Source organism: Bacillus sp. TH25 (genome assembly GCF_016650935.1).
Lineage (GTDB): Bacteria > Bacillota > Bacilli > Bacillales > Bacillaceae_G > Bacillus_A > Bacillus_A mycoides.
On the sequence record NZ_JAEKEU010000036.1, the window covers coordinates 568,135 to 583,691 of the forward strand.

At 35.0% G+C, this 15,557-nt stretch carries 16 protein-coding genes; 3 read left to right on the forward strand and 13 right to left on the reverse strand.

Features of this window, described 5'->3' with window-relative positions:
• Positions 1–8: 8 nt before the first annotated feature.
• The 3 genes from ychF to JFT89_RS18530 form a co-directional block, all read right to left on the reverse strand.
• Positions 9–1,109 (reverse strand): redox-regulated ATPase YchF, encoded by a 1,101-nt coding sequence (gene ychF, locus JFT89_RS18520; protein ID WP_002089951.1) that lies wholly within the window; start codon positions 1,107–1,109, stop codon positions 9–11.
• Between the two features lie 115 nt (positions 1,110–1,224).
• Entirely contained in the window at positions 1,225–1,422 is a 198-nt protein-coding gene (locus JFT89_RS18525; protein ID WP_000436054.1) for a DUF951 domain-containing protein, read from the reverse strand.
• Between the two features lie 20 nt (positions 1,423–1,442).
• Positions 1,443–2,300 (reverse strand): mechanosensitive ion channel family protein, encoded by an 858-nt coding sequence (locus JFT89_RS18530; RefSeq protein ID WP_016096413.1) that lies wholly within the window; start codon positions 2,298–2,300, stop codon positions 1,443–1,445.
• Positions 2,301–2,560: 260 nt separating this feature from the next.
• On the opposite strand from JFT89_RS18530, the gene yyaC reads away from it, so the two are divergent.
• Complete coding sequence (gene yyaC, locus JFT89_RS18535; protein WP_016096412.1) at positions 2,561–3,157, forward strand: spore protease YyaC; 597 nt, start codon at positions 2,561–2,563, stop codon at positions 3,155–3,157.
• A 20-nt stretch (positions 3,158–3,177) separates the two neighbouring features.
• Here the strand turns inward: yyaC and spo0J are convergent, their stop codons facing one another.
• The 10 genes from spo0J to rpmH form a co-directional block, all read right to left on the reverse strand.
• The gene (gene spo0J, locus JFT89_RS18540) at positions 3,178–4,029 is read right to left on the reverse strand and encodes a stage 0 sporulation protein Spo0J (protein WP_195743302.1); all 852 of its coding nucleotides are present in this window, start codon (positions 4,027–4,029) and stop codon (positions 3,178–3,180) included.
• Complete coding sequence (gene soj, locus JFT89_RS18545) at positions 4,022–4,783, reverse strand: sporulation initiation inhibitor protein Soj (protein WP_002016469.1); 762 nt, start codon at positions 4,781–4,783, stop codon at positions 4,022–4,024. The genes spo0J and soj overlap by 8 nt, the downstream gene beginning before the upstream one ends.
• 186 nt (positions 4,784–4,969) lie before the next feature.
• Positions 4,970–5,842, reverse strand: coding sequence for a nucleoid occlusion protein (gene noc / locus JFT89_RS18550; RefSeq protein ID WP_002016471.1), 873 nt, complete (start codon positions 5,840–5,842; stop codon positions 4,970–4,972).
• Between the two features lie 105 nt (positions 5,843–5,947).
• A complete protein-coding gene (gene rsmG / locus JFT89_RS18555; protein WP_002016472.1) occupies positions 5,948–6,667 on the reverse strand; it encodes a 16S rRNA (guanine(527)-N(7))-methyltransferase RsmG in 720 nt (239 codons plus the stop codon).
• Between the two features lie 22 nt (positions 6,668–6,689).
• A complete protein-coding gene (mnmG, locus tag JFT89_RS18560; RefSeq protein WP_002068716.1) occupies positions 6,690–8,579 on the reverse strand; it encodes a tRNA uridine-5-carboxymethylaminomethyl(34) synthesis enzyme MnmG in 1,890 nt (629 codons plus the stop codon).
• Between the two features lie 58 nt (positions 8,580–8,637).
• Positions 8,638–10,014, reverse strand: coding sequence for a tRNA uridine-5-carboxymethylaminomethyl(34) synthesis GTPase MnmE (gene mnmE / locus JFT89_RS18565; RefSeq protein ID WP_002034990.1), 1,377 nt, complete (start codon positions 10,012–10,014; stop codon positions 8,638–8,640).
• A gap of 227 nt (positions 10,015–10,241) precedes the next feature.
• Positions 10,242–10,859, reverse strand: coding sequence for an RNA-binding cell elongation regulator Jag/EloR (gene jag, locus JFT89_RS18570; RefSeq protein ID WP_002166368.1), 618 nt, complete (start codon positions 10,857–10,859; stop codon positions 10,242–10,244).
• A complete protein-coding gene (spoIIIJ, locus tag JFT89_RS18575) occupies positions 10,856–11,623 on the reverse strand; it encodes a YidC family membrane integrase SpoIIIJ (protein WP_016096410.1) in 768 nt (255 codons plus the stop codon). Before spoIIIJ ends, jag begins: the two co-directional genes overlap by 4 nt.
• A 52-nt stretch (positions 11,624–11,675) precedes the next feature.
• Complete coding sequence (rnpA, locus tag JFT89_RS18580; protein ID WP_002089963.1) at positions 11,676–12,023, reverse strand: ribonuclease P protein component; 348 nt, start codon at positions 12,021–12,023, stop codon at positions 11,676–11,678.
• Between the two features lie 76 nt (positions 12,024–12,099).
• A complete protein-coding gene (gene rpmH, locus JFT89_RS18585) occupies positions 12,100–12,234 on the reverse strand; it encodes a 50S ribosomal protein L34 (RefSeq protein ID WP_000831901.1) in 135 nt (44 codons plus the stop codon).
• 563 nt (positions 12,235–12,797) lie between these two features.
• Here rpmH and dnaA point away from each other — a divergent pair.
• Both dnaA and dnaN read left to right on the forward strand, forming a co-directional pair.
• Entirely contained in the window at positions 12,798–14,138 is a 1,341-nt protein-coding gene (gene dnaA / locus JFT89_RS18590) for a chromosomal replication initiator protein DnaA (RefSeq protein WP_002016481.1), read from the forward strand.
• Positions 14,139–14,320: 182 nt separating this feature from the next.
• On the forward strand, positions 14,321–15,466 hold the full coding sequence (gene dnaN, locus JFT89_RS18595) for a DNA polymerase III subunit beta (protein ID WP_002068698.1): 1,146 nt from the start codon (positions 14,321–14,323) through the stop codon (positions 15,464–15,466).
• Positions 15,467–15,557: the final 91 nt, after the last annotated feature.

Here is a 15,557-nt window from a genome sequence, read left to right on the forward strand (position 1 = left end):
ATATTAAATTAAACGTTGAAGCGGAAGTGCATAACATCTCCGTCTTTTACGATATACTCTTTTCCTTCTAAACGTACTTTTCCAGCTTCTTTTGCAGCTGTCATAGAACCGTTTGTCATTAAATCATCATAAGAAACTGTTTCCGCACGAATAAATCCACGCTCAAAGTCTGTATGAATTACGCCAGCACATTGTGGTGCCTTCATACCTTGTTTAAACGTCCATGCACGTACTTCTTGCACACCAGCTGTGAAGTAAGTAGCAAGTCCTAATAAATCATATGCAGCACGAATTAATTGATCTAAACCAGATTCTTCAATGCCTAGTTCTTCAAGGAATACTTTTTTCTCTTCCTCGTCTAGCTCAGCGATTTCTTCTTCGATTTTTGCACATACAACGATTACTTGAGAATTTTCATTTGCTGCAAATTCTTTTACCATTTGTACATATTTATTGTCAGAAGGATCCATAATATCATCTTCACTTACGTTTGCTACATATAGCATTTCTTTCGTTGTAAGTAAATGAAGGCCTTTAACAATCTTCATTTGCTCTTCTGTAAATTCAACAGTACGAGCTGGTTTTCCCTCTTCAAAAGCTTCTTTTAAACGAACTAAAATTTCATGCTCATATACAGCTTCTTTATCTTTTTGTCTTGCTAACTTCGCAACTCGTTCGATACGCTTATCAACAGATTCCAAATCCGCTAAGATTAATTCTAAGTTAATTGTTTCAATGTCATCAATTGGATCTACTTTTCCTGAAACGTGCGTAATATTTTCATCTTCAAAACAACGAACAACTTGGCAAATTGCATCTACTTGACGAATGTGAGATAAGAATTTATTTCCTAACCCTTCACCTTTACTCGCACCTTTTACGATACCTGCAATATCAGTAAATTCAAATACAGTCGGAACAGTTTTTTTCGGTTCTACTAATTCCGTTAATTTATTTAAACGCTCATCTGGTACTTCTACAATCCCTACGTTTGGATCGATTGTACAGAATGGATAGTTAGCAGATTCTGCTCCTGCTTGTGTAATTGCATTAAATAAAGTGGACTTACCTACGTTAGGTAATCCAACAATCCCAGCCGTTAATCCCATATTTTTCACTCCTATGTCTCAATCTTTCATCATTATAGATAGTAACGAAAAAAATGACAAGTTTCCACCAAATGAAAAAAAGCAACGGCTGTCTACCGCAGCCGTTGCTTTTTCACTATTCTTCATGCTTCACAAGTATTTTTTTCACCTTACGATCAAACTCTCTTCGAGGAATCATTACCGAATGGTCACATCCCTCGCACTTAACGCGGATATCCATTCCCATACGAATAATCTTCCAGCGATTCTCACCACACGGATGGGCTTTCTTCATTTCCACAACATCGTACAAGTTATATTGCTTTTGCTCCATTCTCCAAATCCCTCCCACTATTAAATTGCTTTTTCATTAACTAATTCTTCACGACTATATAAAACCATACGTGGGTATGGAATTTCAATCCCATGTAAATCAAGACGATTTTTAATCTCTTTGCGAAGAGCCCTCGCAATAACTGCATGCTGCATCGGCTCAACTTCAGCAATAACACGTAATACAACTTCAGATGCTGCCAATGTTTGAACACCTAGTAATTGAGGTGTTGTTACCATTTTCTCATATTTTCCTGGTAATTCCACTAATAAATCTTCAATAACTTGCTCCGCTCGTACTATATCACTTTCATAAGAAATAGATACATCAACAAATGCTACACTATTACTAACGGAAAAGTTCGTTACTTGTACAATACTGCCATTTGGTATTATATGAATTTCACCCGTCCAGCTTTTCATCTTCGTTGTGCGTAGTCCAATTTCCAAAACAGTTCCTTCAAATTGACCTATTCTTACATAATCACCTACTGAAAATTGATCCTCTAACAAAATAAATAATCCTGTAATAACATCTTTAACTAAACTTTGTGCACCAAAACCAACTGCTAAACCAATTACCCCAGCACCAGCTAATAGACCAGATGCATTAATATTGAACACGCCTAAAATCGCAATTAACATAATAAACATAACAACGTATGCCACAATATTTTCAAGCAACTTCGCTACCGTAACTGTACGACGTTCTGAAATTTGAATTGGCGAGCGACTTCCCATACGAAACGCATTTCGTACAATTGCCCTTGCAACTCGCACAATAATTGCACCAAGTATTAAAATAACGACTATTTGTAGTGATTTTACACCTATATTCGTCCAATCAATGGACTCAAACCATTTCAACGCTAAATCCATGTACCTCTACCTCTCCAGCTAAAATTTCTTTTTAGTTATCCTTCTCATTGTATCAGAACTCTCTCTGGTTTCTGAAAAAAATTTATGACTTTAATTCCATTTGTTAACTTCCATTCAGGTATAAAATGAAACGAATATATATATACTAGTACTATTATTTCCGTTTTCATTCACAGTTTGTAAAAAGTATGCACTTATAATTTTCCATTTCACACACCATATAACATATTGTGAAAATTTATTAAAAGGATGGGTGCTTCATGAATATTAGAAGTTTTCGCTTACCTTTTTTTGAAAAAGAAACTCAAAATGTTATGCATCATGACTTAGAAGCCTCTGAGACAATCAGTAATTTCTTACTTTCCCATATTCCCATTAAGACTAATATGCCACTCATTCTCATTTGTATCGGAACAGACCGTTCCACCGGTGATGCACTTGGTCCATTAGTTGGTACTAAACTAGAACAAATTGAAATCAAAAACCTTCAAGTATTCGGCACACTAGACGAACCAATACATGCACTAAATTTAGAAGAGAAAATTCAGAATATACAGAAAGAAAATCCTACTTCATTTATTATTGCTGTTGATGCATGTTTAGGGAAATCTCAAAGTATCGGTTCTATAACTACTGGAAAGGGCCCTAGTAAACCTGGAGCTGCGATGAATAAGAAATTACCTGAAATTGGTGATTTGCATATACATGGCATCGTAAATTTAAATGGTTTCATGGAGTTTTTCGTACTTCAAAATACAAGACTAAGTTTAGTCATGAAGATGGCTGATGTAATTGCACAAAGTATAAAAGAAACAGACCAAAAATTATCTGCATTAAAAAAAGCAAACCATCTATAAACAATAAGATGGTTTGCTTTTTAATTTTCCTTTGATAATAATTCTAAAATTCGATTTAAATCTTCTTTATTAAAAAATTCGATTTCGATTTTACCTTTTTCTTTTTTCGTTTCTTTGATTTTTACATCCGTACCAAACTTTTCTCTTAAAAACGTTTCACGCTCTACAAAAAATATATTTCTTTCTTTTTTCACTTGTTGTGTTTCACGTGAAACACGTTGATTAATTTCCTGGACAATTTGTTCCAATTGGCGAACATTCAGTCCTTCTTTTTCAATTCGCTTCAATAAAGATTTCAACTGTTCTTCATCTTTTATTGTAAGTAAAGTTCTTCCATGAGCCATTGAAAGCTCACCGTTTGCAATCATATCTTGAACGAATGAAGGGAGGCTTAACAAACGAGTATAATTTGCGATATAAGGTCTGCTTTTACCAAGACGTTTTGCTAATTGTTCTTGTGTTACATTTAGCTCGCTCATTAACATCTGATATGCCATTGCCTCTTCCATAGGATTTAAATCTTCTCGTTGTAAGTTTTCAAGCAAAGCAAATTCCATCATTTGCTGCTCATTTAATTGCCTTACGACAGCAGGCACTTTCTCAAGTCCGGCCTCTTTAGCAGCACGATATCTTCTTTCACCTGCAACTATTTCATATCCTTTAATACTCTTTCGAGCAATTAACGGTTGCAATATACCGTGCTCTTTAATAGAAGCCGCTAATTCCTGAATCGCTTCTTTATTGAAATGTTTACGTGGTTGATATGGATTCGGCCTTAATTCAGTTACTATAATCTCCTGAATCGTTTCTTCTTCTTTCACATCTAAATCTGGAAAAAACACGTTGATTCCTCTTCCTAATCCCTTAGCCACCTGCAATCACTTCCTCTGCTAAATCTAAATATACTTCTGCTCCTCTTGATTTAGCGTCATACTGCATAATTGGTTTTCCATGACTTGGTGCCTCACTTAAGCGAACATTACGAGGAATAATCGAACGATATACTTTATCCCTAAAGTATTTTTTCACTTCATCTATAACTTGAATTCCTAAATTTGTACGAGCATCCAACATCGTTAACAATACACCTTGAATTGCTAAATTTTTATTTAAATGCTTTTGCACAAGTCGAACTGTATTTAATAGCTGACTTAACCCTTCCAGCGCGTAATATTCACACTGTACAGGAATAATAACAGAATCTGCTGCTGTTAATGCATTAATCGTTAATAACCCTAATGATGGGGGACAGTCAATAATAATATACTCATATTCATCACGAATTGGCTGTAACGCTCTTTGCAAGCGTACTTCCCGGGAAATGGTTGGTACCAATTCAATTTCAGCACCAGCCAATTGAATTGTAGCGGGTAGAACATCTAAGTTTTCAGTTGCGGTTTTCCGTATGGCACCTTGAACATCTGCATCTTCTACAAGAACATTATAAATACATTGATCTAATTCAGACTTTTCAATCCCTACACCAGTCGTTGCATTTCCTTGAGCATCAATATCTACGAGAAGGACTTTTTTTCCTACTTGTGCCAATCCAGCCCCTAAATTAACGGATGTTGTTGTTTTTCCAACACCGCCTTTTTGATTAGCAATAGCAATGATTTTTCCCATGATGTCACCTACTTTCAACCTTTCTTTCTTATTCTAGAAACAATTACGTTTATTGTAACATGAAATAAAAGTTTTTCTTTTACGTCCTTATTAAACTTCAAAATTTATTTCTAAACTCCTTCTTGCTTTAACAAGAAAATATAGTAAAAGAGACCTCTCCAATAGGATAAGGTCTCTAGCACGTAATTATTTTTTCTTCGGAATTTTAATCGTAATTTGATAGTATTCATCAAACTCTTCTTCCGCAGAATTAACATTCAAACCACTATTAGCAACCATTTGTAATGATTGTCTAATCGTGTTCATAGCAATTCTCGCATCTCGACTTACTGCTTTTTGCTTTGCTTTGCGCTTTGGTTTTACTTCTTCTAGTAACTTTGCAATTCGTTCTTCTGTTTGCTTTACATTCAATTGCTTCTCCACAATCTCTTGTAAAACCTTCAGTTGTAATTCCTCATTTTTCAAAGGAATAAGGGCGCGAGCATGCCGTTCTGTAATACTTTTTTCTAATAATGCACTTTTGATTTCTTCAGGCAATTTTAATAATCGCAATTTATTTGCGACTGTCGATTGTCCTTTTCCAAGTCGTTGTGCCAATGCTTCTTGTGTTAAATTATGTAACTCAATCAGCTTTTGATATGCCACAGCTTCCTCAATTGCTGTTAATTCCTCACGCTGCAAATTTTCAATTAACGCTACAGAAGCTGTCTCAGTATCATTTAAATTCTTTATTATTGCAGGAACTTTTTCCCACCCTAACTTTGTTGCTGCGCGGAAACGCCTTTCCCCGGCAATAATCTCGTACTTATCATCCTCATACTGTCTCACAACAATCGGCTGGATAAGCCCATGTGTACGAATAGTTAATGCTAGCTCCTCAATACGTGCATCGTCAAAAACTGTTCGTGGTTGATAACGGTTAGGGGTAATGTTTACTATCGGAATTTCCTGTATTTCTTCATATACCTTTTTAGCTATTTCTTCATGGCTTTCGTCTTGTAATTCGAATTCGCTCTCTTTATCTCCAAAGCCAAATAAACGAGAAAACGTATTTTTCATACATATTCCACCACCTTTTAGGCCTATTGACTGTTCTACATAAAATGTTTCCTATGAAACATTTACGTTTTCATTTATATAATTTAATCTTACGTCTAATAAGATTTATTTTTCAATAGGTAATTTATTGGGCGTTCCCGGTTTGCGTGGATATTTCTTTGGTGTCTTGCGCTTTTTCTCGATTAATAAAATATTACGCTCACTTTCTTCAAACGGTAATTGGAACGTAGACATTTCTTTCAATTCTCCACCAAGTACCTCTAAAGCGTATTTGCCATTTTCGATTTCTTCGTTAGCCGCTGCACCTTTCATTGCAATGAATGTTCCCCCTACTTTTACAAGTGGTAAACATAGCTCACTTAATACAGAAAGACGTGCAACTGCACGTGCCATTACAATATCGTATGCTTCACGTACACCTTCTTTTTTTCCAAATGTTTCAGCACGATCATGACAAAATGCAACATCACTTAATTCTAACTTTTGCGCTAAGTGATTTAAGAAATTAATACGTTTTTGTAATGAATCTACAATTGTTACTTTTAAGTGCGGGAAACAGATTTTTAAAGGGATACTTGGGAATCCAGCTCCTGCTCCAACATCACAAATAGAAAATGGTTTCGAAAAATCATAATAAAAAGCCGCTGTAACAGAATCAAAAAAGTGTTTTAAGTATACTTCTTCTTTCTCCGTAATAGCCGTTAAGTTCATTTTTTCATTCCACTCTACTAATGTTTCAAAATAGATTCCAAACTGCTCTAACTGTCTAGAAGAGAGGGAAATACCCTTCTCTTCTAGCATAGATTGAAATTGTTCTATGTTCATCTAGCAATATCTCCTTACTATGTTATTGGTTCGATACTCGTGCAATTTTTCCTTGTTCAATGTAAATAAGCAAAATTGAAACATCAGCTGGATTTACACCAGAAATACGTGAAGCTTGCCCCATTGAAAGCGGACGAACATCTTTCAATTTCTGTCTTGCTTCTGAGGCAAGGCTAGAAATCGCATCATAATCAATATCCACAGGAATTTTTTTGTTTTCCATTTTCTTCATACGTTCTACTTGCTGTAAAGATTTCTCGATATATCCTTCGTACTTGGTCTGAATTTCAACTTGTTCCGTAATTTCATCACTTAATGCTACTTCACTTGGTACTAAAAGATGAATATGCTCATATGTCACCTCTGGACGACGTAATAAGTCACTTGCACGTATTCCATCTTTCAATTCACTTCCGCCAATACTACGAATTAATTCTTGAACTTCAGGACGCGGTTTAATAAAAATACTCTCTAATCGTTCCTTTTCCTGTTCAATTTGTAGTTTTTTATTTGTAAATCTCTCATAACGATCTTCTTTAATTAAACCAATTTCACGCCCAACCTCAGTTAGACGAAGATCTGCATTATCATGGCGTAATAATAAACGATATTCCGCACGAGACGTTAATAAACGGTATGGTTCATTTGTGCCTTTTGTTACAAGATCATCAATTAAAACACCAATATATGCATCAGCGCGACCTAAAATAACTTCTTTTTTACCTAAAGAACGACATGCTGCATTAATTCCAGCCATAAGCCCTTGTCCTGCCGCTTCTTCGTAACCAGAAGTTCCATTAATTTGTCCTGCTGTATATAAATTTTTAATTTTTTTCGTTTCAAGTGTTGGCCATAGTTGAGTTGGTACGATTGCATCATATTCAATTGCATAACCCGTACGCATCATTTCAACATTTTCCAGGCCAGGAATTGTTCTAAGCATTGCACGCTGTACATCTTCTGGTAAGCTCGTCGATAAGCCTTGTACATATACTTCTTGTGTATTACGTCCTTCTGGCTCTAAGAAAATTTGATGACGTGGTTTATCATTAAATCTTACTACCTTGTCTTCAATTGAAGGGCAATATCTAGGCCCTGTTCCTTTAATCATACCAGAATACATAGCTGAGCGATGTAAGTTTTCATCTATTAAACGATGTGTTTCTGTACTTGTATACGTTAACCAACATGGAATTTGATCCATAATAAATTTTGTCGTTTCAAAAGAGAAAGCACGTGGCTTATCATCACCTGGTTGAATTTCTGTTTTACTATAATCAATCGTATTACTGTTTACACGCGGAGGTGTACCTGTTTTAAATCTAACAAGATCAAAACCAAGTTCCTCTAAGTGTTCAGATAATGTAATAGATGGTTGCTGATTATTTGGACCACTTGAATATTTTAAATCTCCCATAATAATCTCACCACGTAAAAATGTTCCCGTTGTAATTACAACTGTTTTCGCTGTGTATTCAGCACCAGCTTGCGTAATTACCCCTTTACATACACCATCTTCAATAATTAAACGCTCTACCAGACCTTGAAACAACGTTAAGTTTGGTGTTTCTTCAATTGTTTTCTTTAATTCATGCTGGTAAGAGAATTTATCAGCTTGTGCACGAAGCGCGCGTACAGCTGGTCCTTTACCTGTATTTAACATACGCATTTGAATATGTGTTTTATCAATATTGCGTCCCATTTCTCCGCCTAATGCATCAATTTCACGAACAACAATCCCTTTTGCTGGTCCACCAACAGAAGGGTTACATGGCATGAACGCTACCATATCTAAGTTAATTGTTAACATTAATGTTTTTGAGCCCATTCGTGCTGCCGCAAGACCAGCTTCACATCCTGCATGACCTGCACCGATTACTATGACATCATATAAACCGGCATTGTATCCCATTGTTTATTCCTCCTAATGACCTCTATCTTACTAAATCATCTCTGATTAAAGTTTTACTTTATTTTCCTAAACAAAATTGAGAGAACAATTGGTCAATTAAGCTTTCATGGACAGTATCACCAGTAATTTCACCAAGTATTTCCCACGCTCTTGTTAAATCAATTTGAACCATATCAATCGGAACACCATTTTCTATCGCTTCAATTGCATCGTTAATTGTTCTTCCTGCTTGTGTTAATAATCCGATATGTCTCGCATTAGACACGTATGTCATATCCGCAGAATCAATTGTTCCTTCAAAGAATAAATCAGCTATTGCCTTTTCAAGCTCATCTATTCCTTGCTCCTCAATTAAAGATGTTGTAATAACACGATTGCCTACCGCTAAATCTGTAACACGTTCCATATCAATTTCTTGCGGTAAATCTGTCTTATTTACAATGACAATGAAATCTTTTCCTTGTACGGCACGGAATAGATCCTCATCTTCATTTGTTAAAGCCTCGCTATAGTTCACTACAATTAACACTAAGTCTGCTTGGCTCATCATTTCCTTCGAACGCTCTACACCAATTCGTTCAACAATATCTTCCGTTTCACGAATTCCGGCTGTATCTATAAGTTTAAGTGGTACACCACGCACATTAACGTACTCTTCAATAACATCACGAGTTGTTCCTGCAATATCAGTTACAATTGCCTTTTTCTCCTGAACAAGACTATTTAATAGCGATGATTTCCCAACGTTAGGTCTACCGATAATCGCGGTAGAAATGCCTTCACGTAAAATCTTTCCTTGCTTCGATGTTTCTAATATCTTTGCAATTTCAGCACGGACATGTGTAGCTTTCTCAATTAAAATATTATGCGTCATCTCTTCTACATCATCATATTCTGGGTAATCTATATTCACCTCAATATGAGCTAATGTTTCTAATATTTCTTGTCGCAGATGGCCGATTAATTTAGATAATCGTCCTTCCATTTGGTTAATCGCTACATTCATAGCACGATCTGTTTTCGCACGGATTAAGTCCATAACAGCTTCTGCTTGTGACAAATCAATACGTCCATTTAAAAAAGCACGTTTTGTAAATTCACCAGGCTCTGCCAGTCGTACTCCTTGCGCTAAAATAAGCTGTAATACTTTATTTACCGAAACAAGTCCACCATGACAGTTAATTTCTACTATATTTTCACGCGTAAAAGTCCTTGGTGCACGCATAATAGACACCATAACTTCTTCAATAACTTGATTTGTATCTAAATCGACAATATGACCATAATGAATTGTATGAGAAGAAACCTGTGTTAAATCCTTCCCTTTAAAAATACGATCGACTTTCTCAATCGCATCATCCCCACTTACTCGAACAATGGCAATTGCACCTTCCCCAAGTGCTGTGGAAATTGCGGCAATTGTATCAAATTCCATGTCCTTTCACCTCACTTGCTTATTTATCTCTATTTCAACATGAATTTTTTCCGTCACTAAATTATTAGGATACCATAACGAACCTATCTACAAAAGAATAATAACTCATTTTATTATGTCCTTATGTAAAAAACACTAAACTTATTCACAGTGGATAAGTTTAGTGTTTTTTAGTTATCCACATTTATTTTCTCCTCAAAAAAACCGGCACTCAATTGAGTAACCGGTCACTTGGAAGATATTACAACATACCGATGTGGTTCTTTCCCTTCAGAAGTTGTAATGATATTTTGATGATTAGATAATGCTTGGTGAATAATTTTCCGTTCAAAAGAAGGCATTGGTTCTAGAACAACTCTTTTTTTCGTACTCACTACTTGTTTTGCTAATCGATAGGAAAGAGATTCTAACGTATTTTTTCTTTTACTACGATAGTTTTCAGCATCCAGTGTAATACCAATATATTGCTTTGTATTACGGTTCGCAACAAGTTTTGTTAAATACTGTAAAGAATTTAACGTATTCCCTCTTTTACCAATTAAAACACCAATATTTTCACCAGAAATTGTAAATTCAACTTCGCGTCCTTTTACAATTTTTCTAATCTCAACTTCCACACCCATGTTTTGAATAACATTTTTTAAATATTCTTCACATTCTTGGATTGGATCTTTTTTCAATACAACTTCTACAACAGCGGGGCGATTCCCAAATAAACCTAGGAACCCCCTCTTACCCTCATCGATAATATTTATATCTACTCGATCTTTCGAAGCATTTAATTGTCTTAAAGCATCTTGTACTGCCAGCTCGACTGTTTGTCCTTTAGCAGTAATCATACTCACTTGCTTGATCCTCCTGCCTTACTAGCCTTAATTTCAGGCCCTTTGATCATATACACTTGAGCGATACCAAAGATATTACCAACTACCCAGTACAATGATAGTGCTGCTGGGAAGTTAATTGCAAAGACTAAAATCATAATTGGCATAAGCCAAATCATCATTGCCATTTGCGGATTTTGTCCAGCCGTTCCTGCCATTGCAAGCTTTTGCTGAATAAACGTCGTAATAGCTGCAACAATTGGAAGGATATAGAACGGATCCGCCTGTCCTAAATCGAACCATAAAAATGTATGTTCACTAATTGCTGTTGTTCTCATAATCGCATGATAAAACGCGAATAAAATAGGCATCTGAACAAATATTGGTAAACATCCTGCTAATGGGTTTACACCATTCTTTTGATATAACTGCATCATTTCTTGTTGTAGTTTTTGCTGTGTTGCTTGATCTTTAGAACTATATTTCTCTTTTAATTTCACCATTTCTGGTTGTAACGCCTGCATTGCTTTCGTACTCTTCGTTTGTTTAATCATTAATGGTAATAATGCAAAACGAATGATAAGAGTTGTAACAACGATTGCTAAACCGTAATTACTACCAAATAATTCTGCAAAATATGTGATTAACTGAGAAAGCGGGTATACGAAATATTCATTCCAAATCCCAGTGCTTTTCGGTGTAATCGGTTGATTTGTTTCACTACAGCCGGTAGCAATTGCCATTAGCATAATAACCATGGCTAATAAACCTATTTTCTTTTTCAAAGCCTGCTCCTCCTTGTTTCGGTATGTATATAGTGTAATTCATTTCCTTACGCTACTTTTTTATTCTTTTCATACCAGAGCGTTTAAAGACATGAATTAAGCTTTTCTTTAACTCTTCATATGTCATCTCTGCACAAGGCTTCCTTGCTATTATAACAAAATCTTTTCCAGAATCTATCTCATCTTTTAATTCTATAATCGATTGGCGAATCATACGCTTAATTCGATTACGCACTACTGCATTTCCTATTTTCTTACTAACAGAAAGACCAATGCGAAAATGCGGCTGTTTTTCTTTATCTAATTTGTATACAACAAACTGGCGATTGGCATTCGATTGTCCTTTTTGGAAAACAGCCTGGAATTCATCATTCTTTTTTATACGATTTTTTTTCTTCATATCATTTGACACTCCTGTATTTCATCAGCGGAAACTCATTATTATTAGAAAAAAAGACCACTGAACGATCAGTGGTCTACGCAGATAATACTTTTCTTCCTTTACGACGACGAGCTGCTAGCACTTTACGTCCGTTTGCTGTGCTCATACGGCTGCGGAAACCATGTACTTTGCTGCGCTTACGTTTATTTGGTTGGTAAGTTCTTTTCATTATATGACACCTCCCTGAGGAATATCTGTTAAAGACAGTCTAATAAATTATAGTAAATCAAATAGGAAAATGTCAATGGTTCTCGAAATTTTCATCAAATATTCATTTTTAACCTATTCACACACTTTTTCACAGTCCCTATATTTCCTTGTGGATAAATATATTTTCTCTTTTTTGTATCCACAAACTCTTTTTTTACTTTTACACAGTATATCGTGTTGTGGACAAGTTTATTCCACAAGGTATTGATTTTGTGGATAACTTTCTTAAATTCATTGCTATAGCTGCTTTTTTTTGATATTATAGTTGTGTTTTCACTTTGAATAAGTTTTCCACACCTTTATTTTATCCACAATTTGTGCATAACATGTGGATAGTTTAAATCACATGTGAGTAAATAGTTGTCCACATGTGTTATTTTGTCGAAAACTCTATCTCGGATACTAACGACGTTTTTATATTTTAAAATACGTTTCGTATAAATATGCATTAGAAGTATTTACAGGTTGTACAATTGTTGCGCAACCTTATTCTTTTACCATCTTTGTAAAGGAGGGACACCTTTGGAAAATATCTCTGATTTATGGAATAGTGCCTTAAAAGAATTAGAAAAAAAGGTAAGCAAGCCAAGTTATGAAACATGGTTAAAATCAACAACTGCTCATAACTTAAAAAAAGATGTATTAACTATTACAGCTCCAAATGAATTCGCTCGTGACTGGCTAGAATCTCATTATTCGGAACTAATCTCCGAAACACTTTATGATTTAACAGGGGCAAAACTAGCTATTCGTTTTATCATTCCCCAAAGTCAGGCAGAAGAGGATATAGATCTCCCTTCTGTTAAGCAAAAACACGCCCATGATGAGTCTAATCACTTACCACAGAGTATGTTAAACCCAAAATATACATTTGATACATTTGTTATTGGCTCTGGTAATCGTTTTGCACATGCTGCTTCTTTAGCTGTAGCTGAAGCACCAGCTAAAGCCTATAATCCGCTCTTTATTTACGGGGGCGTTGGACTTGGAAAAACACATTTAATGCACGCAATTGGGCATTATGTAATTGAACACAACCCAAATGCAAAAGTTGTATATTTATCATCTGAAAAATTTACAAATGAATTTATTAATTCAATTCGTGATAATAAAGCTGTCGATTTTCGTAATAAATATCGTAATGTAGATGTCTTATTGATAGATGATATTCAATTTCTTGCTGGAAAAGAACAAACACAGGAAGAGTTTTTCCATACATTTAATGCGTTACATGAAGAAAGTAAACAAATTGTGATTTCAAGCGATAGACCACCAAAAGAAATCCCAACTTTAGAAGATCGCCTTCGTTCTCGCTTTGAATGGGGGTTAATTACGGACATTACGCCACCAGATTTAGAAACTAGAATCGCAATTTTACGTAAAAAAGCAAAAGCAGAAGGTCTTGATATACCAAATGAAGTTATGCTTTATATCGCAAATCAAATCGATTCAAATATTCGTGAACTAGAGGGTGCACTTATTCGAGTTGTAGCTTATTCATCTTTAATTAATAAAGATATGAATGCTGATTTAGCGGCTGAAGCGCTTAAAAATATTATTCCAAACTCTATACCTAGGATTATTTCTATTTCTGATATTCAAAAGGCTGTTGGGGGCGTCTATCAAGTAAAATTAGAAGATTTCAAAGCAAAAAAACGGACAAAATCCGTTGCATTCCCTCGCCAAATTGCGATGTATTTATCACGTGAACTTACGGACTCATCTTTGCCAAAAATAGGTGAAGAATTTGGTGGCCGCGATCATACAACAGTAATCCATGCTCACGAAAAAATTTCGAAGCTATTAAAAACGGATACTCAATTACAAAAACACGTTGAAGAAGTTAAGGATATTTTAAAATAGTAGTACCTGAATAGTGTGAATAACTTAGCTTATTTTACGCACAGTCTATCCACATGTAGATAGACTGTTTTTACATCTTTAAACAGGGTTATCCACATATCCACAAGCCCTATTACTATTACTACTATTTTTTTATCTTTATTAAATAAATAAAATCTTATACTTACCGGAGGTTTTTCGTTATGCGTTTTACAATACAAAAAGACTATCTTGTAAGAAGTGTACAAGATGTAATGAAGGCAGTTTCTTCTCGTACAACAATTCCAATTCTTACAGGGATTAAAGTTGTAGCAACTGAAGAAGGAGTTACTTTAACAGGTAGTGATGCAGACATCTCTATCGAATCATTTATCCCAGTCGAAGATGCTGGAAAAGAAATTGTGGAAATTGAACAATCAGGAAGTATTATTTTACAAGCAAAGTATTTTAGTGAGATCGTAAAAAAATTACCTAAAGAAACTGTCGAAATTTCTGTGGAAAATCATTTTATGACAAAAATAAAATCTGGAAAATCAGAATTCAACTTAAATGGTTTAGATGCTGCTGAATATCCGTTATTACCACAAATCGAAGAACATCACGTATTTAAGATTCCAACAGATTTACTAAAGCACATGATTCGTCAAACAGTATTTGCAGTTTCAAGTTCTGAAACAAGACCAATCTTGACAGGTGTAAACTGGAAGGTATATAACAGCGAGCTAACTTGCATTGCAACAGATAGTCACAGGCTAGCACTTCGTAAAGCAAAAATCGAAGGGTATAATATTGCCGATGAATTTCAAGCGAATGTCGTTATTCCTGGTAAGAGCTTAAGTGAATTAAGTAAAATTCTAGATGAATCTGAAGAAATGGTAGATATCGTTATTACGGAGTATCAAGTATTATTCCGTACAAAACATTTATTATTCTTCTCAAGATTATTAGAAGGAAATTATCCAGATACAACGCGTTTAATTCCAGCTGAAAGTAAAACTGATATATTTGTAAATACAAAAGAATTTTTACAAGCGATTGATCGTGCGTCGCTGTTAGCAAGAGATGGTCGTAACAACGTTGTTAAATTATCAACATTAGAACAACAGATGTTAGAGATTTCTTCGAATGCACCAGAAATCGGAAAAGTAGTAGAAGAGGTTCAATGTGAAAATGTAGATGGAGAAGAATTAAAAATATCTTTTAGTGCAAAATATATGATGGACGCATTAAAAGCTTTAGATAGTACAGAAATTAAAGTTAGTTTTACTGGGGCGATGAGACCGTTTTTAATTCGCACAGTAAATGATAATTCTATTATCCAGTTAATTTTACCAGTCCGTACTTACTAAGTAAGGATTAAGGGTTGCTAGTGTAAAGGTACTAGTGACCCTTATTTGATTTGTGGGGTATTACTTTCCTAATGCTAGTTTATTTAGTACA

What these genes read in the sequence shown, in the direction of transcription:
- rnpA (WP_002089963.1), bottom strand. Translation starts at nt 12,023, where the DNA reads ATGAAGAAAAAAAATCGTATAAAAAAGAATGATGAATTCCAGGCTGTT.
- dnaN (WP_002068698.1), top strand. Translation starts at nt 14,321, where the DNA reads ATGCGTTTTACAATACAAAAAGACTATCTTGTAAGAAGTGTACAAGAT.
- yyaC (WP_016096412.1), top strand. Translation starts at nt 2,561, where the DNA reads ATGAATATTAGAAGTTTTCGCTTACCTTTTTTTGAAAAAGAAACTCAA.
- mnmG (WP_002068716.1), bottom strand. Translation starts at nt 8,579, where the DNA reads ATGGGATACAATGCCGGTTTATATGATGTCATAGTAATCGGTGCAGGT.
- rsmG (WP_002016472.1), bottom strand. Translation starts at nt 6,667, where the DNA reads ATGAACATAGAACAATTTCAATCTATGCTAGAAGAGAAGGGTATTTCC.
- rpmH (WP_000831901.1), bottom strand. Translation starts at nt 12,234, where the DNA reads ATGAAAAGAACTTACCAACCAAATAAACGTAAGCGCAGCAAAGTACAT.
- mnmE (WP_002034990.1), bottom strand. Translation starts at nt 10,014, where the DNA reads ATGGAATTTGATACAATTGCCGCAATTTCCACAGCACTTGGGGAAGGT.
- ychF (WP_002089951.1), bottom strand. Translation starts at nt 1,109, where the DNA reads ATGGGATTAACGGCTGGGATTGTTGGATTACCTAACGTAGGTAAGTCC.
- JFT89_RS18530 (WP_016096413.1), bottom strand. Translation starts at nt 2,300, where the DNA reads ATGGATTTAGCGTTGAAATGGTTTGAGTCCATTGATTGGACGAATATA.
- soj (WP_002016469.1), bottom strand. Translation starts at nt 4,783, where the DNA reads ATGGGAAAAATCATTGCTATTGCTAATCAAAAAGGCGGTGTTGGAAAA.
- noc (WP_002016471.1), bottom strand. Translation starts at nt 5,842, where the DNA reads ATGAAAAATACGTTTTCTCGTTTATTTGGCTTTGGAGATAAAGAGAGC.
- JFT89_RS18525 (WP_000436054.1), bottom strand. Translation starts at nt 1,422, where the DNA reads ATGGAGCAAAAGCAATATAACTTGTACGATGTTGTGGAAATGAAGAAA.